Consider the following 24,928-nt stretch of genomic DNA (forward strand, 5'->3'; position numbering starts at 1 on the left):
TGGGATCCGGCTTGCCACCGAGGCGCTACAACCCGCCCGTCGCCTGAAACCCCACCCCCAACACCGTCAGCACTGACAACGGCAGCAGCAGGGTATCGAGCACAGCGCTGGCCGGCAGATCCACCCCCGGATAGCTCGGTGCCTCGGCGCCAAAGCGGTCCATGGCGCAGCAGCCTCCCTGCATCGCATACAGGTCCAGACGCGTCCCCGAATACACCACCGGCGCCCCCGGTTGCGCGGCATTCAAGGTCCGCACCGTGGCGCAGCCCGCCAGTTGCAGGACAGCCAGCAGTATCAACAGGGATTTATTCATCGCTGCTCAAATGATGTTCGCCCCAGCGCGGCAACATGTCCTGAGGAATGTTCAGCAGATTGAGAATCCGCGCCACCACGAAATCCACCAGGTCATCGATGGTCTGCGGCTGATGATAGAAGCCCGGCGACGCGGGCAGGATGGTCACCCCCATGTTGGACAGCTTGAGCATGTGTTCCAGATGAATGCTGGAGTACGGCGCCTCGCGGGGCACCAGAATCAACTGCCGGCGCTCCTTGAGGGTGACATCCGCCGCACGCTCGATCAGGTTGTTGCAGGCACCGGTGGCAATCGCCGACAAGGTACCGGTGGAACAGGGCACCACCACCATCGCCGCCGGCGAGCCGGAGCCCGAGGCCACCGGCGACATCCAGTCTTCCTTGCCGTAAACCCGGATCTGCCCAGCCGCCGCACCGGTGTATTCGGTGAGGAAAGCCTGCATCATCTGCGGCTTGGGCGGCAGGCTGACATCGGTTTCCGTGGCCATGACCAACTGTGCAGCCTTTGAGATCAGGAAGTGCACTTCCCGATCCTCACGCACCAGGCAATCCAGCAGGCGCAAACCGTATTGGGCGCCAGAGGCGCCGGTCATGGCCAGGGTGATGCGTTCCGGACCGTTGCTCATTGCAGTGCCTCGGCCAGTTTGCCGTGCAGACCGCCGAAGCCGCCGTTACTCATGATCACCACCTGGGTGCCGGGTTTGGCCTGGCTCTTCACCCGTTCGATGATGCCCTCCAGGGAATCACTGACAATCGACGGCACCGAACACAGGGCCGCCGTAGCCGCCAGGTCCCAGCCCAGGTTGGCCGGTGCATACCAGATCACCTGATCGGCCTGACTGACGCTTTCCGGAAGACCATCACGATGCGCGCCGAGCTTCATGGAATTAGAGCGCGGCTCGATGATGGCGATCACCGGGGCATCGCCGACCCGCTTGCGCAGGCCGTCCAGGGTGGTGGCAATGGCCGTCGGGTGGTGGGCGAAGTCGTCATAGATGGTTACGCCATGAACTTCGGCGACCTTCTCCATGCGCCGCTTCACGCTCTTGAACGCACTCAGGCCGGCAATCCCCATGGACGGCACCACGCCGACATGACGCGCCGCGGCCAGGGTTGCCAGGGCATTGGCCACGTTGTGCTGCCCGGTCAGTTCCCACTCCACCACGCCCTGGCTCACACCCTCGAACATCACTTCAAAGGCCGAACCGTCGGCACTGAGCAACTTGACCTGCCACTGGCCGCCGGCACCGGTGGTCTGCACTGGGGTCCAGCAGCCCATCTCGATCACCCGCTGCAACGCCGGCTCGGTGGTGGGATGAATCACCAGGCCTTCACTGGGAATGGTCCGCACCAGATGATGGAACTGCCGCTCGATGGCCGCCAGGTCAGGGAAGATGTCCGCATGATCGAACTCAAGGTTATTGAGGATCGCGGTGCGCGGGCGGTAATGGACGAACTTCGAGCGTTTGTCGAAGAAGGCGCTGTCGTATTCATCGGCCTCGATCACGAAGAACGGCGTACCGCCCAAGCGCGCCGACACCGCGAAGTTCTGCGGCACGCCGCCGATCAGGAAGCCCGGGCTCATGCCCGCATGCTCCAGCACCCAGGCCAGCATGCTGCTGGTGGTGGTCTTGCCGTGGGTGCCGGCCACTGCCAATACCCAGCGCCCCTGCAGCACATGGTCCGCCAGCCATTGCGGGCCGGACACATAGGGCAGGCCCTTGTTCAGTACATATTCCACGGCCGGATTGCCCCGGGACATGGCATTGCCGATCACCACCAGATCCGGCGCCGGGTCCAGTTGCGCAGGATCATAGCCTTGAGTCAGTTCGATGCCCTGGGCCTGCAACTGGGTGCTCATCGGCGGATAGACGTTGGCGTCGGAGCCCGTTACGCGATGGCCCAGCTCTTTGGCCAGAACCGCCATCGACCCCATGAAAGTGCCGCAGATACCGAGAATATGGATGTGCATAGTCGACCTCGAAAAACATCGGCGCAGGTTAGCCTAGAGGGCTGCAAATCGCACCCATTAGCTGAACGGGAGGTTGCTCGCCCTCGCCGGCACTGGCACCAGGCGCGCAACCCTGTACCAGCGGCTACAGGCCGGGCTTAGCGCGCGATACCGTGCTTGCGCAGCTTTCTATAAAGAGTGTTGCGGCTAACCCCCAGTTGCTCGGCGGTATGGGTCATGTGCCAGCGCTGCTGCTCCAGGGCTGCCAGCAACGCCACCCGCTCGGCATCGTCCAGGGGCCGATCCTGCACCTCGGCAACCGGCTCGCTCACCGGCGCCGGGCGACTGTTGCGGATCAACGGCGGCAGGTCCTCCAGAGCAATGCGACCGTTCTCGCACAAGGCCGCCAGGGTCCGCAGCACGTTGCGCAGCTGGCGCACGTTGCCTGGCCATGAATAGCTCAGCAAGACCTGACGCGCGCCTTCGTCCAGCAGCACAGGCTGCTCGCCCGCCTCTTCGGCCAGGAGAAAATCCAGCAGCTGGGATTTGTCGCTGCGATCGCGCAGGGCCGGCAAGGCGATCTCCAGGCCATTGAGCCGGTAATACAGGTCCTCGCGAAAACTGCCATCACGCACCCGCTCCAGCAGGTCCCGGTGAGTAGCACTGATGATGCGCACGTTGACGGCCTGAGGCTCACCGCCAATCGGCACCACCAGCCGATCCTCCAGCACCCGCAGCAAGCGGGTCTGCAAGGCCAGGGGCATATCGCCGATTTCATCGAGGAACAGGGTGCCGCCATCGGCCTGTTGCAACTTGCCGCGCATGCCTTCCTTGCGCGCCCCGGTAAAACTGCCACCGCGATAACCGAACAGCTCGCTCTCGATCAGGCTTTCCGGGATCGCCGCGCAGTTGAGTGCGACAAACGCCTTGTCCGCCCGGGCGCTGCCCTGGTGCACGGCCTTGGCAAACGCCTCCTTGCCGGAGCCTGTCTCGCCATTGATCAGCAGCGGCACATCGCGCTCGAAGACTCGCGAAGCCCGGCGAAAATCGTTCTGCAGGCCATCATCCCCCAGGCAGATGCCTGCCGGGCGCGGCGGCGCAATGACCACCGGCGAGCGCAGCACCGGCGCCGAAGCCGGCTGCGGCTGGCCGCGCAACAAGGCGAACAGGCGCCGTCCATCCCGAGTGCGCAAAGGCCAGCTGGCGCTAGCATTGATGCTGGCGCGGCTAAACAACTCATCCAGGGAGCAATCGAAAAAACTCTCTACCGGCTTGCCCAGCAAACCGCCACGAATGTGCCCCAACAAGTTCAGGGCACTCTGGTTCACCGCACAGATCCGGCCTTCGCCGTCGAACGCCAGCAGCCCCTCGCTGAACAGCCCCACCGACTCCGCCTGCAGATGAAAGCGCAGCAGCCACTGATTCTCGAAATAACGCAGGAAATAGCAGCTCTCGATCATCTTCGCCGAGAGGTTGACCAGCGCCATGGTGTGGAACTGGCTCTGCCGGGAAACATCCTGGCGCGCCGAGGACACATCGAGCACCGCCAGCAACTCGCCATGGGGATCGAACACCGGGCTCGCCGAGCAGGTCAGGCCCGTGTGCCGGCCGCGGAAATGCTCGCCCTGGTGAATGGTCAGCGACTGGCGCTCCACCAGGCAGGTGCCGATGCCATTGGTGCCTTCGCGAGCCTCGCTCCAGTCGGCGCCGAGCCAGAGCCCGGCATGCTCGAAGATCTTGCGTTCGCTGGGGGCGGTGATGCAGTTGAGGATCACCCCGCGGGCGTCGGTCAGCAGCACCGCGTGCCCGGCGCCGGACAATTGCTGATGCAGGTTGGTCATCTCGGTGCCGGCGATCTGCAGGACATCCTGCAGGCGCTCGCGACTCTCCAGCAGACGACCGTGCTCCAGCACGGTGGGCGCCATGACCTGGGCCGGATCCAAGTGATAGTCCTCCAGGCAACGCAACCAGGAACGGGCGATGGAAGGATCGCTGCCCGGCCCCTGCAGATGGGCCTTGCCCCGGGCCACCGTCAACACCTGCTGGGCGTGTCGGCTCAAGTGATTACTGCTGTGCATTTCTTATTATTCTCCTGCTGCGCTGTCACGCTCAGACGGAACTCGATCGCCACAGCCGGACTGCCAGCGACCGCAAAAGGGTGAATGCTCATCAGATTTGTCTGACAAGAATCGACACGCGAACCAGCATCCTCCAGCCACTGTTGCATTGCAATGCCGGTTTGACCCGCAAGTCACAGGCTGTGCCATAAAGGTTACAAACTGTCACTTCGCGCTGTACCAGTTCCGCCACAGCGTGCCTGCGCCGCGCCGGTGAAACATCCGCAAACCCTTGATGCACATGGCCCCCACCACGCTGGCCCGACCTTTGCTCTACGCTTGACATGCGCTCAAGCGCGTCCTCCCCCATAAGCATAAGAAGCCAGGAGATACCCACCATGCGTTACGCACACCCCGGTACTGAAGGCGCCATCGTTTCGTTCAAGAGCAAATACGGTAACTACATCAACGGCGAATTCGTCGCGCCGATCAAAGGCCAGTACTTCACCAACACGTCGCCGGTCAATGGCCAGCCGATTGCCGAATTCCCCCGCTCCACTGCCGAAGACATCGACAAGGCGCTGGACGCCGCCCATGCCGCCGCCGATGCCTGGGGCGCCACCTCGGTGCAGGCCCGCTCGCTGATCCTGCTGAAGATCGCCGACCGCATCGAACAGAACCTCGAACTGCTGGCCATCACCGAAACCTGGGACAACGGCAAGGCCGTGCGCGAGACCCTGAACGCCGACATCCCGCTGGCCGCCGACCACTTCCGCTACTTCGCCGGTTGCCTGCGGGCCCAGGAAGGCAGCGCCGCGGAAATCGACGGCAACACCGTGGCCTACCACATCCATGAGCCCCTGGGCGTGGTCGGACAGATCATCCCGTGGAACTTCCCGATCCTGATGGCCGCCTGGAAACTCGCCCCGGCCCTGGCCGCCGGCAACTGCGTGGTGCTCAAGCCCGCCGAGCAGACGCCGCTGGGCATCACCGTACTGATGGAAGTGATCGGCGACCTGCTGCCACCGGGCGTGCTCAACGTGGTGCAAGGTTTCGGCCGCGAAGCCGGCGAGGCCCTGGCCACCAGCAAGCGCATCGCCAAGATCGCCTTCACCGGCTCGACCCCGGTGGGCTCGCACATCATGAAATGCGCCGCCGAGAACATCATTCCGTCCACCGTGGAACTGGGCGGCAAGTCGCCGAACATCTTCTTCGAAGACATCATGCAGGCCGAACCCAAGTTCATCGAAAAGGCCGCCGAAGGCCTGGTGCTGGCGTTCTTCAACCAGGGTGAAGTCTGCACCTGCCCGTCCCGCGCCCTGGTGCAGGAGTCGATCTACGACGAATTCATGCAAGTGGTGATGAAGAAGATCGAACAGATCAAGCGCGGCGACCCGCTGGACACCGACACCATGGTCGGCGCCCAGGCGTCCGAGCAGCAGTTCGACAAGATCCTCTCCTACCTCGACATCGCCAAGAACGAAGGCGCGCAGCTGCTCACCGGCGGCAAGGTGGAAAAACTCGAAGGCGACCTGTCCAGCGGCTACTACATCCAGCCGACCCTGCTCAAGGGCACCAACAAGATGCGCGTGTTCCAGGAGGAGATCTTTGGCCCGGTGGTGGGCGTGACCACCTTCAAGGACGAAGCCGAAGCCCTGGCGATTGCCAACGACACCGAGTTCGGCCTGGGTGCCGGGGTCTGGACCCGCGACATCAACCGCGCCTATCGCATGGGCCGCGGGATCAAGGCCGGCCGCGTGTGGACCAACTGCTACCACCTGTACCCGGCCCACGCCGCGTTCGGTGGCTACAAGAAGTCCGGCGTTGGCCGTGAAACCCACAAGATGATGCTCGACCACTACCAGCAGACCAAGAACCTGCTGGTGAGCTACGACATCAACCCACTGGGCTTCTTCTGATCGATCCTCCCGGCGACCCCGGTCGCCGGGAGGCCTTTTCGCGGCCTTGCCGCAATTGTTTACCTGCTCTGATCCGGTGCCGAAGGCTGGCCGGACGGGACACTGCTGTCGGAAGTTCTGCGCCAAACCAGTCGTGCACAGACCCTGCTTGAAAAACAATAACAAGGGACAAACGCAATGGATCAGATCGGCAACTACGTGCTCTACCTCATCATGCTCTGCGCCGTACTCGGCGCCTTCGCCGCCATCTACGACAGCGAGCGGGGCCTGGGCAAAGAATTCATGGAAGGCATCCACGCCACCGGCTACATCTTCGTGCCGGCGGCGGGAATCATGGCTTCCATCCCCTATCTCACCGTGGTCATCGAAACCGTCTTCGGGCCGTTCTTCAACTCCCTGGGCGCCGACCCGGCCCTGGCAGCGACCATGATCATCGCCTCGGACATGGGCGGCTATCAGCTGGCCTCGGCCCTGGCCGCGAGCAAGGAAGCACTGGTGATGGCGTTGATCACCGGCTTCATGGGCGGCGCCACCATCGTCTTCTCGATCCCCATGGGCCTGGCGATGCTCGACAAGCGCGACCACAAGTACATGGCCCTGGGGATCATGTCCGGCATCCTCACCATCCCTGTCGGGGTGATGATCGCCAGCCTGATCCTGGCCTTCAGCAACCCGGTAGTACGCGAACTGGTCAGCACCAACGGTGAAGCCAGCTACCAACTGGCCCTGGGCCTGGGCAGCATCTTCGCCAACCTGCTGCCGATCCTGATCTTCGTCGTGGCCCTGGCCCTGGGCCTGCGCTTTTTGCCGGACATGATGATCAAGGGCTTCATCATCTTCGGCCGGGCCATGGACGCGGCGATCAAGCTGGTGCTGGTGTTCTCCATCGTCGAGTACTTCACCGGGGCCTTCTCCGCGGTGTTCGGCAGCTGGGGCTTCCACCCGATCATCGCCGACGCCCAGGACCAGACCCGCGCCCTGGAAACCGCCGGCTACATCGGCATCATGCTGGCCGGTGCCTTCCCCATGGTCTACCTGCTGCGCAAATACCTGGGCAAGCCTTTGGAAAACCTCGGCGGCAAGATCGGCCTCAGCGCCGTGGGCAGTGCCGGCATGCTGGCGACCATCGCCAATATCCTCGCCATGTTCCGCCTGGTGCGCCTGATGCCGCCCAAGGACAAGGTGGTGAACATCGCCTTCGGGGTCTGCGCCGCCTTCCTGCTGGGGGACCACCTGTCGTTCACCGCCAACTTCCAGCCGACCATCATCCTGCCGGTGCTGATCGGCAAGATCAGCGCCGGTTTTGTCGCCGTCGGCCTGGCCTACTGGCTGTCGGTGCCCAAGGCGCTGCAACTGGAAGCCCAGGATCGGGCAGCGGGGATCATCGCCCCGGGCGAGTACCTGGGCGGCACCGCACTGGAAACTCCGGAGCCTGCGGGCCAGAAGGCCACGGCCTGATTCCGGCGCGGCGAGGAACGCCAGCATGCAAGCCATCACGGGCGGCACATCGGTGTTGCTGCTGGGGCTGGACTTCGGCTCCACCACCAGCAGCGCGCTGATCGCCCAGGCCAGCCTGAGCAGCCATTGCGTCACCGGACGCATGGCCCTCAACGAACCCCGGGTGCTGTTTCGCGGCGAGCCGGTGTTTACCCCGTTCAAGGAGCGGATCATCGATGAAGCGGCGATCCAGGGCCTGATCGAATGCTGGCTTGAGCAGGCCGGAGTGCGCCCGGAACAGCTGTTTTCCGCGGGCGTGATCATTACCGGCCTGGCGGCGCGGCGGCACAACGCCCAGGCCCTGACACGACGGGTGGAGCAACTGATCGGCAACGTACTGGTCTCCCGCGCCGACGACGGCGGGCTGGAGTCCTGGCTGGCGTTCATGGGCAGCTGTTCGACCCTGAGCCGCTGTCATCCGGGGCAACCGCTGCTCAACCTGGATATCGGCGGCGGCACCACCAACGCAGCCTGGGGCCTGGACGGCAATGTCCTGGCCAGCGGCTGCCACTTCATCGGCGCCCGGCACTTGCAGTTCGAACCGGGTGGTTATCGCCTCAGCGCGCTGTCGGAATTCGGCCGGGCGCTGCTCGATCACCTGCAGATCCACAAGACTGTTGGCCAGCCGCTCGACCACCCGGAGCGGGATGCGGTGGTCAACTGGTACGTCGACGCCCTGGTCGCCATCGCCGAAGGTGATCGCACCTTCTTTGCCGGCCCGCTGGGGCAACTGACCGAGCAACTGCCGTTGATCCTCCCCGAACACAATGCCCAACCGGCCCTGACCTTTTCCGGTGGTGTGGGCGAACTGCTCTATCGCCACCTGCAAGGCGAAGCCATGCCGGGCATTACCTATTACGGCGACCTGGGCATCGATCTGGCCCTGGCCATCGCCCGCCACCCACGACTGGGCCGGGATGCCGGCCACCTGCAGCCGGAAAACCGCGGCCGGGCCACGGTCTACGGCCTGACCCTGCACAACACCGAAATCTCCGGCAGCACCCTGTTCCTGCCCCGGCCCGAAGTGCTGCCGCTCAAGGACCTGCCCATCGTCGCCCGCCTGCCGATGAACGCCTCACGGCAACAACTGGACGACGCCCTGGCCCTGGCCTTGAGCAGCCGCGACGGTGCCTGCCTGCAACTGCTCGATAGCGGCCAGGCGCCGGACCTGGAGGAAATCCGCCAACTGGGGGCCCTGCTGTGCCGGGCCCTGGGCGCCGCCCAGCCCGAACCTCAATGGCCGCTGGTGCTGTTGCTGGAAAGCAACGTCGGCAAGGTCCTGGGCAACTACGCCACGGATTGGGGGCGCAGTTCTTGCAACCTGATCGTCATCGATGAAGTGCGCGAGCGTTCGGCGCATTTCATCAATCTGGGAACACCCCATCGGCACATCGTGCCCGTCGCCTTTTACGGCGTGCACTGATGCCGATGCCGGCCAAGGAGCCTCTTGCCATGTCACTCACCGAACTGCAGCACATCCGCCTTCCCGCCGTCCCGGCCGAGCGTGGCTACAGCACCCGGGTGCTGGATCGCGAGATCGCCTTCAGCAGCCTCAAGGCGGTGCTCGGCGCCGCCGACATCAGCAAGGCCGGCGACCGGGTGGCAGGGCTGGCCGCCGTGGACGAGATCACCCGCGAAGCGGCGCGCAAGGTGCTCTCGGAGCTGACCCTGGCGCACTATTTCGAACACCCGCTGACCGATCGCCACGGGCGCATCGACAGCGTCATGCAGGTCAACTACGACATCGACCACGGCGTCTTCGACGAGATCGCCCCACTGACCCTGGGCGCCCTGAAAGATCGCCTGCTGCGCAGCCACGGCACCGAAATACGCCGTATCGGCACGGCCCTGACCGGGGTGATGGCGGCGGCCCTGGCCAAGCTGCTGGATGTGCACGAGCTGATCCTGCTGTCGAAAAAACTCAAGAGCGGCGCGGCGGCCAAGGCCCGCACCCTGGTGGGCCTGCCCGGCACCCTGTCGTCACGGTTGCAGCCCAACCATCCCACCGACAACCTCAGCGGCATCACCTTGCTGGTCTACACCGGGCTGAGCATGGGCTCGGGGGATGCGTTGATCGGCCTCAATCCGGCCATCGACACCGTGGAGAACATCAGCGCCACCCTGCACCACCTGGACAAGTTGCGCCGGGAAACCGGGGCGCCGACGCAGATCTGCGTGCTCTCCCACATCAAGACCCAACTGGCCTGCCTCGACCAGGGCGCGCCGGTGGAGATCATGTTCCAGAGCCTGGCCGGCACCGAACGCACCCTGACCGACGAATTCGACGTCACCGTGCCGTTGCTCGACCAGGCCTGGCAGACCATGGCCGAGCGCGGCCCGCTGCGGGAGGTGGCGGAAAGCTTCATGTACTTCGAGACCGGCCAGGGCAGCGAGCTGACCTACGGCAAGCACGAGGGCATCGACATGGCCACCTGCGAGGCCCTGTGCTACGGGCTGGCCCGGCGTTATCGACCGTACATGGTGAACAACGTCACCGGCTTCATCGGCCCGGAAACCCACCTCGACAACTTCGAGATGACCTACTCCTGCCTGCAGGACCAGTTCATGGGCAAGCTGCTGGGGCTGCCCATGGGCATGGCGCCCTGCTACACCCTGCACTCCCAGGTGACCCTGGAAGGCCAGCAGATGGCCACCGAACTGCTGACCGCCGCCGGCGCCAACTTCTTCATGGACGTGTACCTGAGCACCGATCGCATGCTCGCCTACTTCGACACCAGCGCCCACGACAACCAGACCCTGCGCGAAGTCCACGACCTGGCACCGGCCCCGGAATACCTGCGCTGGGCCCTGGGCAAGGGGATTTTCCAGGAGGATGCCCACGGCAACGTGGAGCGCGGGCCGAACTGGGGCAATCCGAGGATCTTCTGCGCGTCGGACATCGACTTCCAGCGCCTGCTGGAATCCACCCCGGCCACCTACGGCTTCGACAACGCCGGCCCGCGGCCGGCCAACAGGGTGTCGCGCACGGTGCGGGCCAACCTGGCGGTGGCCCGGGAAGCGATCTACGTCGACCTGCGCCCCGCCGAAATCGCCGCCATTGCTCTGCGCGAGCTGCGCACCGCGGCCCCGGACAAGCTGGCTCACCTGCAAGACCCGGAACTGGGGGCGCGGCTGACCGAGGAGGTGCTGCAGCGCCTGCAACCGGAATACAACGATGTGCAGATCGTGATTTCCGACGGCCTCAGCGCCGAAGCCATCCACCACAACATTCCCGAACTGCTGCCGGTGTTGCTGGATGGCCTGCAGAGCCGCGAGCTGCGCATCGGCCAGCCGATCCTCGCGCCCTATGGCCGGGTCAAGCTGGCGGAATCGGTGGGCGAAGCGCTGCAACCGCAACTGATCATCGTGCTGATCGGCGAGCGCCCCGGCGGTGATGCCCTGGCCTCGCGCAGCATGTCCGCCTACCTGGGCTACCGCCTGCCGGACGACCAGGCCCGCCGCGCCGCCGCGCAGTTCAGCGGCAACCCGGACATTCGCTACGAATACACCGTGATCTCGAACATCTACCGCGGTGGCCTGCCACCGCTGGAAGGCGGCAGCCTGGTGGCGGAAAAGGCCTTTGCCATCCTCCAGCACAGGGCTGCCGGCAACCGCCTGGAAAACCTGCTGAAGAAGGTGGCATCCTGATGATCCGCCAGCACTCGGCAACGCCCCTACATCGTTGAAACGGAGACTGAGATGGCCCAATTTTCCCACAGCGTAGGTTCTCAGACCTATCGCTTCGACAGCCTCAAGGACGTCATGGCCAAGGCCAGTCCGGCCCGTTCCGGCGACTTTCTGGCCGGGGTTGCCGCCCTCAACGACGGCGAGCGGGTCGCCGCCCAGATGACCCTGGCGGACATCCCCTTGAAGCACTTTCTCGAAGAGGTGCTGATTCCCTACGAAACCGACGAAGTCACCCGGCTGATCATCGACAGCCATGACAAACAGGCCTTCGCCACGGTCAGCCACCTGACCGTGGGCGGCTTTCGCGACTGGCTGCTCAGCGACGCTGCCGACGAGCAGAGCCTGCGGGCCCTGGCCCCAGGCCTGACCCCGGAGATGGCCGCCGCGGTGTCGAAGATCATGCGCGTGCAGGACCTGGTGCTGGTGGCGCAGAAGATTCGCGTGGTGACACAGTTTCGCGGCACCCTGGGCCTGCGCGGGCGCCTGTCCACCCGCCTGCAGCCCAACCACCCCACCGATGAGCCGGCGGGCATTGCCGCAAGCATTCTCGACGGCCTGCTGTACGGCAACGGCGACGCCATGATCGGCATCAACCCGGCCACCGACAGCATCGCCTCGATCTGCGCCATGCTGGAAATGCTCGACGCCATCATCCAGCGCTACGAAATCCCGACCCAGGCCTGCGTGCTGACCCACGTCACCACCTCCATCGAAGCCATCAACCGCGGCGTGCCCCTGGACCTGGTGTTCCAGTCGATTGCCGGTACCGAAGCGGCCAACGCCAGTTTCGGCATCAACCTCAACGTGCTCAAGGAAGGCTACGAAGCGGGCCTGAGCCTGAACCGCGGCACCCTCGGGCAGAACCTGATGTACTTCGAGACCGGCCAGGGCAGCGCCCTGTCGGCCAACGCCCACTTCGGCGTCGACCAGCAGACCTGCGAAACCCGCGCCTACGCCGTGGCCCGGCATTTCAAGCCGTTCCTGGTGAACACCGTGGTCGGCTTCATCGGCCCGGAATACCTGTACAACGGCAAGCAGATCATCCGCGCCGGGCTGGAAGATCACTTCTGCGGCAAGCTGCTGGGCGTGCCCATGGGTTGCGACATCTGCTACACCAACCACGCCGAGGCCGACCAGGACGACATGGACACCCTGCTGACCCTGCTGGGCGTGGCCGGGATCAACTTCATCATGGGCATCCCCGGCTCCGACGACATCATGCTCAACTACCAGACCACGTCCTTCCACGACGCGCTCTACGCCCGCCAGACCCTCGGCCTGAAACCCGCCCCCGAATTCGAGCAGTGGCTGGCCAGGACCGGCATCTTCACCCAGGCCGATGGCAAGGTGCATTTCGGCAACAACCTGCCGCCGGCGTTCCGCCAGGCGCTGGCCCAGTTGGGATAAGGAACAGGCTCATGCAAAAACATCCGAGCGACTCGCAAAACCCCTGGCTGGAGCTGCGCCGCCTCACCCCGGCACGCATTGCCCTGGGCCGTACCGGCACCAGCCTGCCCACCGGCGCCCAGCTGGACTTCCAGTTCGCCCACGCCCAGGCCCGGGACGCGGTGCACCTGCCTTTCGACCACGCGAACCTGCGCTCCCAATTGGCCGAGCGCGGCCGTGACAGCCTGCTGGTGCACAGCGCCGCCACGGATCGCCACAGTTACCTGCAACGCCCCGATCTGGGGCGCCGACTCAGTGATGAATCGGCCCAGAGCCTGCGCGACTACGCCAGTGCCCATCCCGGCGGGGTCGACCTGGCGGTGGTGGTGGCGGACGGTTTGTCGGCGCTGGCGGTGCATCGCCACACCCTGCCATTCCTGGCGCGCATGGAAGAGCAGACCGCCGCCGAGGGCTGGTCGCTGTCGCCAGTGATCCTGGTGGAGCAAGGCCGGGTGGCGGTGGCCGACGAAATCGGCGAGTTGCTAGGGGCCAAGATGACCGTGATCCTGATCGGCGAGCGCCCCGGCCTCAGCTCGCCCGACAGCCTGGGGCTGTATTTCACCTATCAGCCAAAAGTCGGCCTGACCGACGCCTACCGCAACTGCATCTCCAACGTGCGCCTGGAGGGCCTGAGCTACGGCATGGCCGCCCACCGCCTGCTGTACCTGATGCGCGAAGCCTGCCGTCGGCAACTGTCGGGGGTGAATCTCAAGGACGAGGCACAGATACAGACCCTGGACAACGATTCCCCGGCGAATATGAAGGGCAATTTCCTGTTGGACCCACCTCAAGCGTGACGTTGCAAGACGATTGCGCTTTTTCAGCGCTTTGGGCAGCATCGGGACACGGCTGCCCGAGTCATCCAACCTGTGCCGTCACATCCACTTGAAGTTGAGAGCTACCCATGCGGATTACTCAAGCAACCCTCGAGCACCTGGATCTGTTGACCCCGCTTTTCGTCAAATACCGTGAATTCTATGGCGCCCTGCCTTATCCGGACTCGTCCCGGGCCTTTCTGGAAAAGCGCCTGCGACGCAAGGAATCGGTGATCTACCTGGCCCTGGCCGATGATGACAGCAGCAAGTTGCTGGGCTTTTGCCAGCTGTACCCGAGTTTTTCTTCGCTGTCCCTCAAGCGCGTGTGGATTCTCAACGACATCTACGTCGCCGAAGACGCCCGCCGCCAGCTGGTGGCCGACAACCTGATGCGCACCGCGAAGAAAATGGCCAAGGAATCCAATGCCGTGCGGCTGCGGGTTTCCACCAGCAGCAACAACGCCGTGGCACAGAAAACCTATGAGTCCATGGGGTTTCGCGAAGACACCGAATTCAAGAACTACATATTGCCGCTGAGCGATGACTGACCCACAAAAAAGCGGCCTCAGGGCCGCTTTATCAGCTGCGGCGAACATCAAATCCTCTGCGTTTGCTCCCCCTCGCAAACCGAAACGCCCGGCTACAATCTGAACGCGCATTTCACCTGTCAGCCTTTATAATGCCGAACTTTTCGGATCGTAAGAAAAGCTACATCCTCCTTGTAGTCCCTTTCTTCGAGTCATCGCACAGGCCTGCAGAGCCAGGCTGTCACCACAGGTGCCCCCATGGATTTCAACCCGATCGACCTAATCCTTCATCTCGACGTTTATCTCGACATGCTGGTGACCAACTACGGGCCCTGGATCTACGCCATCCTGTTCCTGGTGATTTTCTGCGAAACCGGACTGGTGGTGACGCCGTTCCTGCCGGGCGACTCCCTGCTGTTCATCGCCGGCGCAGTCGCTGCGGGCGGCGGCATGGACCCGGTGCTGCTGGGCGGCCTGCTGATGCTGGCGGCCATCCTTGGCGACAGCACCAACTACGTGATCGGGCGAACGGCGGGCGAACGCCTGTTCAGCAACCCCAACTCGAAGATCTTCCGCCGCGACTACCTGCAGAAAACCCACGACTTCTATGAGAAACACGGTGGCAAGACCGTGACCCTGGCCCGCTTCCTGCCGATCATCCGCACCTTCGCGCCCTTCGTCGCCGGTGTGGCCCGCATGCCCTACCCGCGGTTCTTTGCCTTCAGCGTGGCCGGCACCATTCTCTGGGTCGGCGGCCTGGTGACCCTGGGCTACTTCTTCGGCAACGTGCCGTTCATCAAGAAAAACCTTTCGTTGCTGGTGGTCGCCATCATCCTCCTGTCCCTGGTGCCGATGATCATTGGCGTGCTGCGCAGCCGCTTGGCCCGCAGTGCTGAAAAAGTCGAAACCCGCTAAACCTTATGTGGTCCCTCAGCGCCTGGCGCCGCAAGCGCCGGCTGGCCAAGCATCCGGTCAGCGATGACACCTGGCAGCGGGTACGCCAGCAACTACCGTTCCTCGACGGCATCAGCGCCGCCGAGGACCAGTGGCTACGCGAAGCCAGCGTGCTGTTCCTGGACGACAAGCACCTCACCACCCTGCCCGGCGTGGAACTGCATCAGGAACAGCGCCTGCTGCTGGCGGCCCAGGCGCAACTGCCGCTGCTGCACCTGGGCGACCTGAACTGGTACCAGGGCTTCCACGAAATCATCCTTTACCCCGACGACTTCCTCAGCCCCCAGCGCCACCGCGATGCCAGCGGTATCGAGCATGAGTGGGATGGCGAGCACAGTGGCGAAGCCTGGCAACAGGGGCCGATCATCCTTGCCTGGCCCGGGGTGCAAGCCAGCGGCGGCTGGGAAGCCTACAACCTGGTGATCCACGAACTGGCCCACAAGCTGGACATGCTCAACGGCGACGCCAATGGCCTGCCGCCGCTGCACAGCGACATGCGAGTCAGCGACTGGGCCCAGGTGATGCAGAGCGCCTACGACGACCTCAACCGTCAACTCGACCACGACCCGGACGCCGAAACCGCCATCGATCCCTACGCAGCGGAAAACCCGGCCGAATTCTTCGCCGTCACCAGCGAATACTTCTTCAGCGCCCCGGACTTGCTGGTGGCGGCCTATCCGAAAGTCTATGCACAGTTGCAGCTGTTTTATCGGCAGAATCCCCTGGCCCGGCTACAGCAACTTCAGGCTGAAGACCCGGTCTATCAAACGCACCACTAAGTTCCTGTCGCGCTGTTACGTTGTTCATCTGCAGGCCGGTTGAAAGACAACTTCCCCGCCTGGCGACCGATGGTAAAACCACCGGTCGCGCGGTACAGCCGGACCGCTCTGCGCGACAGTACAACCAAGGTTCTACGACCCTTGGCACGTGGCATCGGTAGCGGAGTGTGTCTATAATCGCCGCCACTTTTTGGTCAATCCGGCCAAGTCATTTGGTCAACTAACGGGGGCAACGCCCAATGAGCTACAGCAAGATTCCGGCGGGCAAAGACCTGCCGAACGACATCTACGTCGCTATCGAAATCCCGGCCAACCACGCGCCGATCAAGTACGAAATCGACAAAGACAGCGACTGCCTGTTCGTTGACCGTTTCATGGCCACCCCCATGTTCTACCCGGCCAACTACGGCTTCATCCCCAACACCCTGGCTGACGACGGCGACCCCCTCGACGTGCTGGTCGTGACCCCTTACCCAGTAGCGCCAGGCTCGGTAATCCGCGCCCGTCCAGTGGGCATCCTGAACATGACCGACGACGGCGGCGGCGATGCCAAAGTGATCGCGGTTCCTCACGACAAGCTGTCCCAGCTGTACGTCGACGTGAAGGAATACACCGACCTGCCAGCCCTGCTGCTGGAACAGATCAAGCACTTCTTCGAGAACTACAAAGACCTCGAAAAAGGCAAGTGGGTGAAGATCGACGGTTGGGGCAACGCTGACGCGGCCCGTGCCGAGATCCTGAAGTCGGTCGCGGCCTATAAAGGCTGAGAAGCAGCTGCAGGCTTCGAGCGACAAGCTTCAAGAGAAAGCCCCGAGTGATCGGGGCTTTTTTGTGCCCGCGATTTCCCGCAGCAACCGGCTTGCCGGCGAACGGGCTTGCACCAGATACGCATCGCGCAACACATTCCCACGCACTATTTTCGCCCTCAAGGCCTCTGGATCGCGCTTTGCACTGGGAATTCCCGGCGAACCTGCGTATGCTGCGCCCCACATTTGCGCATCGACCCTTTCTGCGGTCAGATCGCCCGACGAAGCGGATGACTTTCCCGCCCAGTCCCACAGCCAGCCGCAAGAGCTGGGTGTACGTTTTGAAGGCTGGTGCGGTTTACCAAAAATGAACCAAGCCAGTCCCCGAGAAGCCGGCCACAAGCCGGCTTTTTAATGCCTGAAACCCGGGCACGGGAAGAACTGGCCACTCCCACAGCAGGTGCAGGATGCACGACCGACCCAGCTTTGCAGTCCCGCTCTCACCTCAAGCCATCAAGCGCAACGCCATCACCGCGCGCCCCTTGTGGCTGGCCAGCACACGCACGCTGATGACCACGCTGGCAGCCCTTGGCCTCTGCGGCTGTGTCGGTGCCTGGGTGGACATGCCCGAGGAACAGGTCACAAAGACCGCGGCTCACCAGACGCTCATCGGCAACTCGATGACACCGGTCATCACCCGCACGCAAAAGAGCACTGCCGAACGCCAGTGGTGTGGCACCACCGTCTGGGCGGTTATCTTGCCCATCCCGCTGAAATTGCCGGTTTGCGAGTCCTACAGCGCCACCTCATACGGCAATGATATAGGCGGCATCGAAGCCCCCCTCCTGTACTCAAGCCACAAAATCAGCTCGGAGTTTTACGCCTGCGGCCCGTTCATGTTCCTCGGGCCGATCATGCATGGATACCAGGGCAACGCGGTCTGCGGGGTGTTCCGCTAGGCTCGGACCGTTGTTGCAGCAACATCCCCCGTGGCCCCTGAGTTCTCGCTACAATCCCGTCCCTTGATGGCAATTCGCCAACCTTCCGGCAGCGGGCTTCGACGCCGCGCCCTAGAGACGACGCAAACGAGAACCTTAGGACATGGTCCTGCACATCCCAACCCTGCTCGTAGTCTCGGTCTTCATTTTCTTCCTGATGAGTCTGCTGACCTTCCATGCCTGGTTACGGGAAACCCGCGAGCGCCCATTGGCCTATCTGGGCGGCATGATGCTGCTGGCCGCGGTGGGCATGGTGTTGGTGAGCTTGCGCGACCAGGGAGCGGATTACGTGCCCAAGGTGCTCGGCAACATGACCCTGCTGCTCAGCGCAGCCTTCAACTGGACGGCAATGCGCGTCTTCACCGGGCGTGCGCCCCATCTGCCGGGCATGCTCGCCGGGGCCGCCGTCTGGCTGGGCCTGTGCCTGTGCCTGGTTCCGTCCTTCTATCAATCGATGACGGTGCGAGTCTCGGTCTATTCGCTGCTGGTCGCCAGCTATGGCCTGCTGACAATGCTGGAGTTCTGGCGCAGCCGCCAGCGCCTGGAGGTCGCCTATCTGCCCGCCCTGGCCCTGACCCTGTTGCATACCGTTTTCTACAGCGTGCGCGCCGTCATCGATCAGGGCCTGGGGCTGGATCAGGCACTCAAAGGCTACGGCGCCGGGGTGCCGTTTTTCTCCTTCATGCTGTTCGAGTCGATGCTGTATGTGATCGGCATCGCCTACGTGACCTTGTCCATGGTCAAGGAGCAGGTCGAACTGCGCCTCAAGGCTGCGGCCTTTTGTGACGCTCTGACCGGCATCGGCAATCGCCGGGCATTCATGGTCAACGGTGAGCGGATGCTGATCGAATGCCGCCGTCGCGGCGAATCGGTGGCCTTGTTGTTGTGCGACCTGGACCACTTCAAGCGTTTGAACGATGCCTTCGGTCATCAGACCGGCGATCAGGCGCTGATTGCCTTCAGCCAGGTGCTGACGCAGACCCTGCGCAAGCAGGACGTGTTCGCTCGGATCGGCGGCGAAGAGTTCGCCTGCCTCCTGGCAACGGCTGATGAACAGACCGCCATTCAAGTGGCCGAGCGAATCCGTGAGGGCTTTGCCCACCTGCCGTTGCTGGCCCCCGGCCTGCTCAGCGTCAGCATTGGTGTGGTAAGCAGCCAAACCGCAGGCTACGAGCTCTCGCGCCTGCTGTCCCAGGCAGACGAGGCCCTGTATGGCGCCAAGGATCAAGGGCGTAACCGGGTCCAGACCGTTACGCGGGGGACGTCTGTGCTGCAGTTGAGCTGAACGGCGTGAAGCACAGGCAAAACGGCCGATCCCCGGCCGACATGAGCACGACGCCAGGATCCGGCGGCATAATTGTGACCCACAGCCCAATGCCCACTCACAAGGCACTTAGCCAGTATTTCCGGCATCCCCGCGCAAGAATAAAATCGCCGCTCTCAAGGACTCTCGGATGACAAGGAATGTGGAATAAACAAGCCGCTATCGATCACTTGAACGCGCATGCTCACGCCGGCAGTACCGGACGCTGTGCCGCCTACACCCGCCAGGCGATCGAGGCTGGCGGCGGTGGGGTGATTCTGCACAGGAAGCATTCGGCCAAGGACTTCGGCTCATCCCTGACCTCGGCCGGATTCGTCGAGCAACCCGCTGGCCAGACGCCTCAGGCCGGTGATGTAGTGATCATTCAGCCGATTCCCGGCCATCCCCATGGGCACATGGCGATGTTCAACGGTTCACTCTGGGTGTCAGACTTCAAGCAGTTGCACGGTTTCTACCCAGGGCATTCCTATCGGGTGCACAAGCCCGACTACAAAATCTATCGCCATCCGTAAGGGGTCCTCCATGAGAATGCTGTTCTGCTCGCTGCTGGCCGCGGCCGCCGTCGCCCTGCATCAGCCACTGGCCCTGGCCGACTGCGCCAGTTCGCCCAAGCCTGTCACCCAGGCGTTCTACAGTTGGTACCTGCAAACCTTCAGCGAAGACAAGGACCCGATCACCGACAGCGTCCCGGAAATGAAGAAGTACGTCTCCGACTCGCTGATCGCCAAGATCAAAAAGCAGATGGCCAGCCCCGATGGCCTGGAAGAGGACTACTTCCTCAAGGCCCAGGACTACATGGATGAGTGGCTGACCCAGATCAAGGTCAGCGAGCCGCAGATCAAGGGTTCCAGCGCCAAGGAACAGGTCACGCTGGGCAGCACCCCGGATACCACCCAGATCGTCGATGTACGGATGATCAAGGACAAGGGCTGCTGGAAGATCGACGAAGTGCTTTCCACCACCGATCAGAGCGACTGAACGACGAGCTCTGCCCCGCTGCAAGACTGACAACGGCAAATGCGCAGGTCGTCGAGGGACGCGACCTGCCATGTTAAGCTGCGCGCCGTTTCGGGCACCCGCCCGAGGCGTCTTCCACTGAAAAAGGACTCTCAGTCATGTCGTTGCCGGCCGCTGTACGCCTGCCGCTGTCGTTCCTCTGCCTATTTACCGCCCTCAGCCTCACCAACGTCCACGCCGAAGACCAGCAGGACGTCGCCAAAGGCCGCTGGCAAGGCCTGGCGGCCATGGCCAATCTGTACCTGGACGACGCCACGCCGGCCGATTTCATCGAAGCCGGGGACAACGAAAAGAGCCAGCACGACAACTACGCCGGCGCCCTCGCCTACTACCTGACCGCCGCCCGTCTCGACCCGAAGAATGCCTACGCCGCCTACCAGGCAGCTGGCAGCCTGGCCGCCATGAACAAGAACACGCGCGCCGCCGAGTTCCTCGATCAGGCCCGCGAGCGTGGCTTCTGGCAGTGGGTGATCCTCAAGGAAGACGACGAACTGCAATCACTGCAGCAGACCCCGGCCTACCAGAAGCTGCTGCAGGCCGCCGAGAAGAACTACCCGGCCAAGGCCAAGGATGCCGGCCTGGCGGCCTTCAGCATTCCCCAGGGCAAGGCCCCCGCCGAAGGCTGGCCGGTGGTGGTCTGGCTGTCGGGATTCGGCACCGAAGGCAGCGACGGCATCGACATGCGCGCCGACCTTGTGGGCGAGCAGGCGGTGCTGGTGGGCATCAACGGCACCCTCAAGCGCGACGAGCATCAGTTCATGTGGCAGCCGCATTCGGTGGACAGCACCCAGGAGGCGGTCAGCGCCGCCCTGAAGAAGCTGGAAAAGCAGACCCGCATCGACCGCTCGCGCATCGCCCTGATGGGTTTCTCCCAAGGCGCCGAACATGCCTCGCACCTGATCGCCGAGTACCCGCAGCAATACAGCGGCGCGTTGCTGCTATCCCCCGGTGGCTACCGGATTCCGTTCGGCGAACCCCGGGCCCGGGACAAGCGCATCGTCATCGTCCACGGCGCCCAGGAGCACGAAAGCAACCAGAAGCTCACCGCCACCACGCAGCAGGCCCTGGCGCCCGGCAACCAGGTCCAGAGCCATGAGCATGCCGAGGGGCATACCTTCCAGGACGACTGGCGCCAGGCGTACCCGGGCTACCTGAAGTTCGCCCTGAACCTCTGACGCCAAGCCACGGCGCTGCGGCCTGAACCCCGCGGCCACGGCGCGGCTTCAGGTCAAGGCTTGGCCGGAACAATGGGCCCCGGGGCCTTCACCTGGGTCATCAGGTCATCGTCCCAGGTGCCTTCGACCTTGACCTGAGCCAGGGCCCCCAGCTCCATGGCCTCGATCAGGTTGTGGTTGAGGTACACGTAGGTGCCGGGCTGCTTGAAGGTGTAGAGCGCGGCCAGCGCCGAACCGCCGGGGATGAACCAGGTTTCCAGATTGCGCAAAGGGGCATTGGCGAACTTGCCGGTGGTCCAGACCCAGTCACCATGGCCGCCAATCAGGTGCGGACGGCTGTCGCGGTTGGCCTGGGAGTGGATGAACAGCACGCTTTCCCCGACCTTGGCGGTCAACGCATTGGCCCCGGTCAGAGCCCCAACCCGGCCGTTGAACACCACATGGCTCGGGGTCAGCTTGCGCATCACTTCACGGGTGTCCTGGTAGCTGGAGGCCAGGTCCGGGTAGTCCTTGTAATGCCCGTCCTTGTCCTTGGGGATATACAGATCGAACTCACCGATGGTGTAGGCCCGGTCATAGTGCAAGGGCTTGCCGGCAGGGTCTTTCAAGCCATCGCGCGGCAGCACCATCAAGGTTCCGCTCATGCCCGAGACCACGTGCCAGGGCACCATGCCCGACGGCGCGCAGTGGTAGACAAAGGTGCCGCTGCGATCGGCCTTGAACCGCAGCACCACCTCCTGGCCCGGTACGACCTGGGTCAGCGCGGCCCCGCCCAGGGCGCCGGTGGCGGCGTGAAAATCGATGTTGTGGGGCATGCTGTTGCTGGCCGGGTTGCTCAAGGTCAGTTCGACGTAGTCGCCCTCGTGCACCACCAGCGTCGGACCAGGCATGGAGCCGTTGAAGGTCATGGCCTGCAGCGTGGTGCCCTGGTCATCGACCACCATCTTTTTCTCTTCCACCTGCATGTGGAACTGCACCACCTTCGGTGGCCCGCTGACCACCTGTTCATGGGCATGCACCTGAGGCGGCGTCACCAGATCCACCTTGACCCGCTGCAACCCGTCGGCGCCCGCGGCCAACACCAGGCCGGAGACACAGCAGCCGGCCATCACACAGCACTTCAACCACGATTGAAAAGCACCCATGTTGCGCATTTCCCTGCCAATGAATGGTGCTTCATTGCAAGGCAAACGCCGGGCGCTCGTATTGTCTCAGGGCAATGAAGCAATGCCCGGGCAGGCGCAGCAATTGAGCCCGATCATGGATAGCTGAAACTGCGCACCAGGGTCAGCTCTCCGGGGGCACGCATCGGCACGATGAAGGATTCGCTCTTCTCATCCGGCGTGCCCTCCTCGGTGATCACCGTGACCTGGGCCGTGGTCAGCGGCTGCACGGCGTTTTCCTGGCCGCCATCTGCATCCTCGTCACTGCGATAGCCGCCACCGTAGTAGTTCACATACACCAGGTACTGGCCCTTGAGCGGCGCCGGCATGGAGAAGATCTCCGGGCCGTAGCCGGTGGTCACGTCCACGTCCAGGGTCGCGCCGTTGGGGGCCACGCGATCGCCGTACCAGATGTGCGCGCCATCGGGGGTCACCAGGTGCAGGTCGAGGTCGGTGTTGTCGCTGTCCCAGGACAGCAGCACGCGCAACTTGGGCGGGGTCACGCCACCACCGGTATTGAGGAACTGCACGCGCTTGCGCTGCTGACCGTCGGGGCTGCGCACCTCCACGCTGTTGCTGCCGTTGGGGAAGGCATAAGGCCGGTCGAAACCGCCTTGTTCATCGAACTTGAGCGGCATGCTGACGCCGTTGACGATCAGTTTGCCCGGCGCCTTGTTGGCCTTCGGCGCGCCTTTTATCTGCCCGCTGATGCGCGCGCTATCGGCCTGGCCCTGGGGCGTGTTCACCGAGGAGGCCGGGTAATTGACCTCCTGCATGTATTGCTCGCCATCGACGGCGCGGGTCCGCCAGCCGCCTTTGGGCGTGTCGAGCCGAATGCCGCTGTCGGCCAGGGCCATGGGCAGGCTGAACATTCCACAAAGGAACAGGAGGACCGGGGGAGCAGGAAGTTTCATGGCCTATTCCAATAAAAGATGACGGGCGAGCCCTTCGATGTAGGTTTCATCCTGGCCGTTGGGATGAGCTTCAAAGGCCAGGTGCAGGTATTCGTGAGTCAGGTCGAGGCGGTCTTGCAGCGAAAGCACGCCACGCACGTAGATGCGCTGCCGTTCACGGTCGACGTAGGGCCGGCCGAAGCTCAGGCGGCACACCGCGAACTGGCTGATTTCGTTGTAGCCGACCTCCTGTTCCAGGGGCTGGCGCCAGCGCCGACGCTGGTTCAGCAGCCAGTCCTGAGCGGCCGGCAAGGGCTCGCAGGAAGCCTTTGGATTGTCCCAGCGACTGAGGCTGGCCCGCGGGTAAGCGTGGAGCAGGATCGCGTCGTAGCCCTGGCCGGCCCGGGCCTGTTCCACCGCCTGTTGCCAAGACAGTTTGTCCGGCGCCTGCAGATCCGAATGGTAGGTGACCTGGGTTCCGGCCAGCACCAGATCGGCAGTCCAGGCGGCGATGGCCCGCGCCTCGGCGGTGGCCGGACGCGGAGCGACCCGCTGGCGGTTGCTGCTGTCATCGATGCTCAGGCATTCACCACTGCGCCCGGCGTTCTGCAACAGATAGGTACGTATGGCCACGGCCAGGGCCTTGGCGGCTTCCCGGGGTTCGCTGGAGGCCTCGCGCTGCAGCACCCGGGCCACGTATTCCTCGCGGTCCAGACGGGCCACCAGTTGCAGGGCCGAGGCGTCAGCTTGCAGGAAAAGCTCGCCGCCACTGTGGATATCCAATTGATTGCCATTGGCGAATTCCACCTGGTAATCCCCTTGCAGGGCACCTGGCCTGGCGGCCCGGGCATTCTGGCTGACGCTTTTGAGCGGATAGCGGGAGAACAGGCTGACCTCCACGCAACGGCCTTTGTCCAGGGCCGGACGCTGCGGCAGTACCTGGTCCAGAACCTGGGCGTAATCCTTCAACACCCGCTGACTGGTGCCTCGTCCCCCCACCCACAGGGGTGTGCCGTCCACCAGCCAACCGGCAAAACCGCCCTGGCGCGACTGCGGGTCCTGGTCCGCCAGCCAGCTCCAGGTCTTGACCCGCAGGCGCCCGCCCAAGGCTCCCAACACCGCGCCATCGGAGGCGTTGAGCACCACATCCAGCAGCACCCGGCGTGCCGTCTCCTGGGCCGGCAACTGCGCCAGCACCTGCAACAGCTCCGCCACCGGCACCCGGGTCTGCGGCTGCAGGCGGTCGAGATCGCGCAACCACTCGGGCGCATGGCGGGCTTGCCAGTACTGGCGCCAGTCGGCGCTGGACAGCTGCAAGCGTTGCGGCTCGAAGTACAACCCGCAGGAACGGACCAGGGCCTGATCCCGGGCGATGCTGCCACCGGCCGTGCAGCAATAGACCTCGTCCTTGGATTTGCCCTGGCAGGCATAGGCCGGCTCTTGCGCGCCGGTATCCGCCAACCAGGCATAGACAAAGAGCTTCCAGACACTGCCCAGGGGTGCCTGCAGGTCCTGGGGCAACGGCTCGCGAGCCAGCACCTGGGTCTTGCTCAGGCTCACCAGCTCGCTGTCCGGGGCGGTTTTCCAGGCCAGGCGCAGAGGCTCGTCCTGGGCTGTCACCAGCCCAGGGAGTAGACACAGGCACAACCAGGCCCAACACCGCGTCAT

At 63.9% G+C, this 24,928-nt stretch carries 23 protein-coding genes; 16 read left to right on the plus strand and 7 right to left on the minus strand.

Annotation, left to right across the window (positions count from 1 at the left end; translation table 11 throughout):
* Positions 1-25: 25 nt before the first annotated feature.
* The 4 genes from PST29_RS26635 to PST29_RS26650 form a co-directional block, all read right to left on the minus strand.
* Positions 26-313, minus strand: a complete 288-nt coding sequence (locus PST29_RS26635) for a YceK/YidQ family lipoprotein (RefSeq protein WP_060841268.1) — start codon at positions 311-313, stop codon at positions 26-28.
* A complete protein-coding gene (gene ubiX, locus PST29_RS26640; RefSeq protein WP_060844733.1) occupies positions 306-938 on the minus strand; it encodes a flavin prenyltransferase UbiX in 633 nt (210 codons plus the stop codon). Before ubiX ends, PST29_RS26635 begins: the two co-directional genes overlap by 8 nt.
* On the minus strand, positions 935-2,284 hold the full coding sequence (gene mpl / locus PST29_RS26645) for a UDP-N-acetylmuramate:L-alanyl-gamma-D-glutamyl-meso-diaminopimelate ligase (RefSeq protein ID WP_060844734.1): 1,350 nt from the start codon (positions 2,282-2,284) through the stop codon (positions 935-937). Before mpl ends, ubiX begins: the two co-directional genes overlap by 4 nt.
* A gap of 137 nt (positions 2,285-2,421) precedes the next feature.
* Positions 2,422-4,341, minus strand: coding sequence for a sigma-54-dependent Fis family transcriptional regulator (locus tag PST29_RS26650; protein ID WP_060844735.1), 1,920 nt, complete (start codon positions 4,339-4,341; stop codon positions 2,422-2,424).
* Between the two features lie 377 nt (positions 4,342-4,718).
* On the opposite strand from PST29_RS26650, the gene exaC reads away from it, so the two are divergent.
* The 15 genes from exaC to PST29_RS26725 all read left to right on the plus strand — a co-directional run bounded on the left by exaC (position 4,719) and on the right by PST29_RS26725 (position 21,204).
* On the plus strand, positions 4,719-6,239 hold the full coding sequence (gene exaC / locus PST29_RS26655; protein ID WP_060844736.1) for an acetaldehyde dehydrogenase ExaC: 1,521 nt from the start codon (positions 4,719-4,721) through the stop codon (positions 6,237-6,239).
* Positions 6,240-6,416: 177 nt separating this feature from the next.
* Complete coding sequence (eutH, locus tag PST29_RS26660) at positions 6,417-7,697, plus strand: ethanolamine utilization protein EutH (protein ID WP_047306244.1); 1,281 nt, start codon at positions 6,417-6,419, stop codon at positions 7,695-7,697.
* A gap of 25 nt (positions 7,698-7,722) precedes the next feature.
* On the plus strand, positions 7,723-9,159 hold the full coding sequence (locus PST29_RS26665) for an ethanolamine ammonia-lyase reactivating factor EutA (protein WP_060844737.1): 1,437 nt from the start codon (positions 7,723-7,725) through the stop codon (positions 9,157-9,159).
* Between the two features lie 29 nt (positions 9,160-9,188).
* Positions 9,189-11,384, plus strand: coding sequence for an ethanolamine ammonia-lyase (locus PST29_RS26670; protein ID WP_060844738.1), 2,196 nt, complete (start codon positions 9,189-9,191; stop codon positions 11,382-11,384).
* A 51-nt stretch (positions 11,385-11,435) separates the two neighbouring features.
* On the plus strand, positions 11,436-12,830 hold the full coding sequence (locus tag PST29_RS26675) for an ethanolamine ammonia-lyase subunit EutB (protein WP_060844739.1): 1,395 nt from the start codon (positions 11,436-11,438) through the stop codon (positions 12,828-12,830).
* Positions 12,831-12,841: 11 nt separating this feature from the next.
* Positions 12,842-13,666: an ethanolamine ammonia-lyase subunit EutC gene (gene eutC / locus PST29_RS26680; protein ID WP_060844740.1), complete on the plus strand. Its 825-nt coding sequence runs from the start codon at positions 12,842-12,844 to the stop codon at positions 13,664-13,666.
* A gap of 107 nt (positions 13,667-13,773) precedes the next feature.
* Positions 13,774-14,232, plus strand: coding sequence for a GNAT family N-acetyltransferase (locus PST29_RS26685; protein WP_016966085.1), 459 nt, complete (start codon positions 13,774-13,776; stop codon positions 14,230-14,232).
* A gap of 237 nt (positions 14,233-14,469) precedes the next feature.
* The gene (locus tag PST29_RS26690) at positions 14,470-15,126 is read left to right on the plus strand and encodes a DedA family protein (RefSeq protein ID WP_060841277.1); all 657 of its coding nucleotides are present in this window, start codon (positions 14,470-14,472) and stop codon (positions 15,124-15,126) included.
* A 5-nt stretch (positions 15,127-15,131) separates the two neighbouring features.
* Positions 15,132-15,944 (plus strand): zinc-dependent peptidase, encoded by an 813-nt coding sequence (locus PST29_RS26695; RefSeq protein WP_060841278.1) that lies wholly within the window; start codon positions 15,132-15,134, stop codon positions 15,942-15,944.
* 239 nt (positions 15,945-16,183) lie between these two features.
* Positions 16,184-16,711, plus strand: coding sequence for an inorganic diphosphatase (ppa, locus tag PST29_RS26700; protein ID WP_011063696.1), 528 nt, complete (start codon positions 16,184-16,186; stop codon positions 16,709-16,711).
* A gap of 446 nt (positions 16,712-17,157) precedes the next feature.
* The gene (locus tag PST29_RS26705) at positions 17,158-17,649 is read left to right on the plus strand and encodes a hypothetical protein (protein ID WP_232513183.1); all 492 of its coding nucleotides are present in this window, start codon (positions 17,158-17,160) and stop codon (positions 17,647-17,649) included.
* 142 nt (positions 17,650-17,791) lie between these two features.
* Positions 17,792-18,973, plus strand: coding sequence for a GGDEF domain-containing protein (locus tag PST29_RS26710; protein ID WP_060844741.1), 1,182 nt, complete (start codon positions 17,792-17,794; stop codon positions 18,971-18,973).
* A 179-nt stretch (positions 18,974-19,152) separates the two neighbouring features.
* Entirely contained in the window at positions 19,153-19,524 is a 372-nt protein-coding gene (locus PST29_RS26715) for a hypothetical protein (RefSeq protein WP_060841280.1), read from the plus strand.
* 10 nt (positions 19,525-19,534) lie between these two features.
* Positions 19,535-19,990 carry a DUF3828 domain-containing protein gene (locus PST29_RS26720; RefSeq protein WP_060844742.1) on the plus strand — a complete coding sequence of 152 codons (456 nt, stop codon included), beginning with the start codon at positions 19,535-19,537 and terminating at the stop codon, positions 19,988-19,990.
* 137 nt (positions 19,991-20,127) lie between these two features.
* Complete coding sequence (locus PST29_RS26725) at positions 20,128-21,204, plus strand: alpha/beta hydrolase (protein WP_060844743.1); 1,077 nt, start codon at positions 20,128-20,130, stop codon at positions 21,202-21,204.
* A 53-nt stretch (positions 21,205-21,257) separates the two neighbouring features.
* On the opposite strand, the gene nirK is transcribed toward PST29_RS26725, so the two are convergent.
* The gene (gene nirK / locus PST29_RS26730) at positions 21,258-22,349 is read right to left on the minus strand and encodes a copper-containing nitrite reductase (protein ID WP_060845178.1); all 1,092 of its coding nucleotides are present in this window, start codon (positions 22,347-22,349) and stop codon (positions 21,258-21,260) included.
* Between nirK and PST29_RS32565 the strand changes: the two genes are divergently transcribed.
* A complete protein-coding gene (locus PST29_RS32565; protein ID WP_258230389.1) occupies positions 22,348-22,476 on the plus strand; it encodes a hypothetical protein in 129 nt (42 codons plus the stop codon). The two genes, nirK and PST29_RS32565, sit on opposite strands and share 2 nt — an antisense overlap.
* Here the strand turns inward: PST29_RS32565 and PST29_RS26735 are convergent.
* On the minus strand, positions 22,463-23,281 hold the full coding sequence (locus PST29_RS26735; RefSeq protein ID WP_060841283.1) for a YfaP family protein: 819 nt from the start codon (positions 23,279-23,281) through the stop codon (positions 22,463-22,465). The two genes, PST29_RS32565 and PST29_RS26735, sit on opposite strands and share 14 nt — an antisense overlap.
* Positions 23,282-23,284: 3 nt before the next feature.
* The gene (locus tag PST29_RS26740) at positions 23,285-24,928 is read right to left on the minus strand and encodes a DUF2300 domain-containing protein (RefSeq protein ID WP_060844744.1); all 1,644 of its coding nucleotides are present in this window, start codon (positions 24,926-24,928) and stop codon (positions 23,285-23,287) included.

It is taken from the genome of Pseudomonas sp. St29, from assembly GCF_001547915.1.
Classification (GTDB): Bacteria; Pseudomonadota; Gammaproteobacteria; order Pseudomonadales; family Pseudomonadaceae; genus Aquipseudomonas.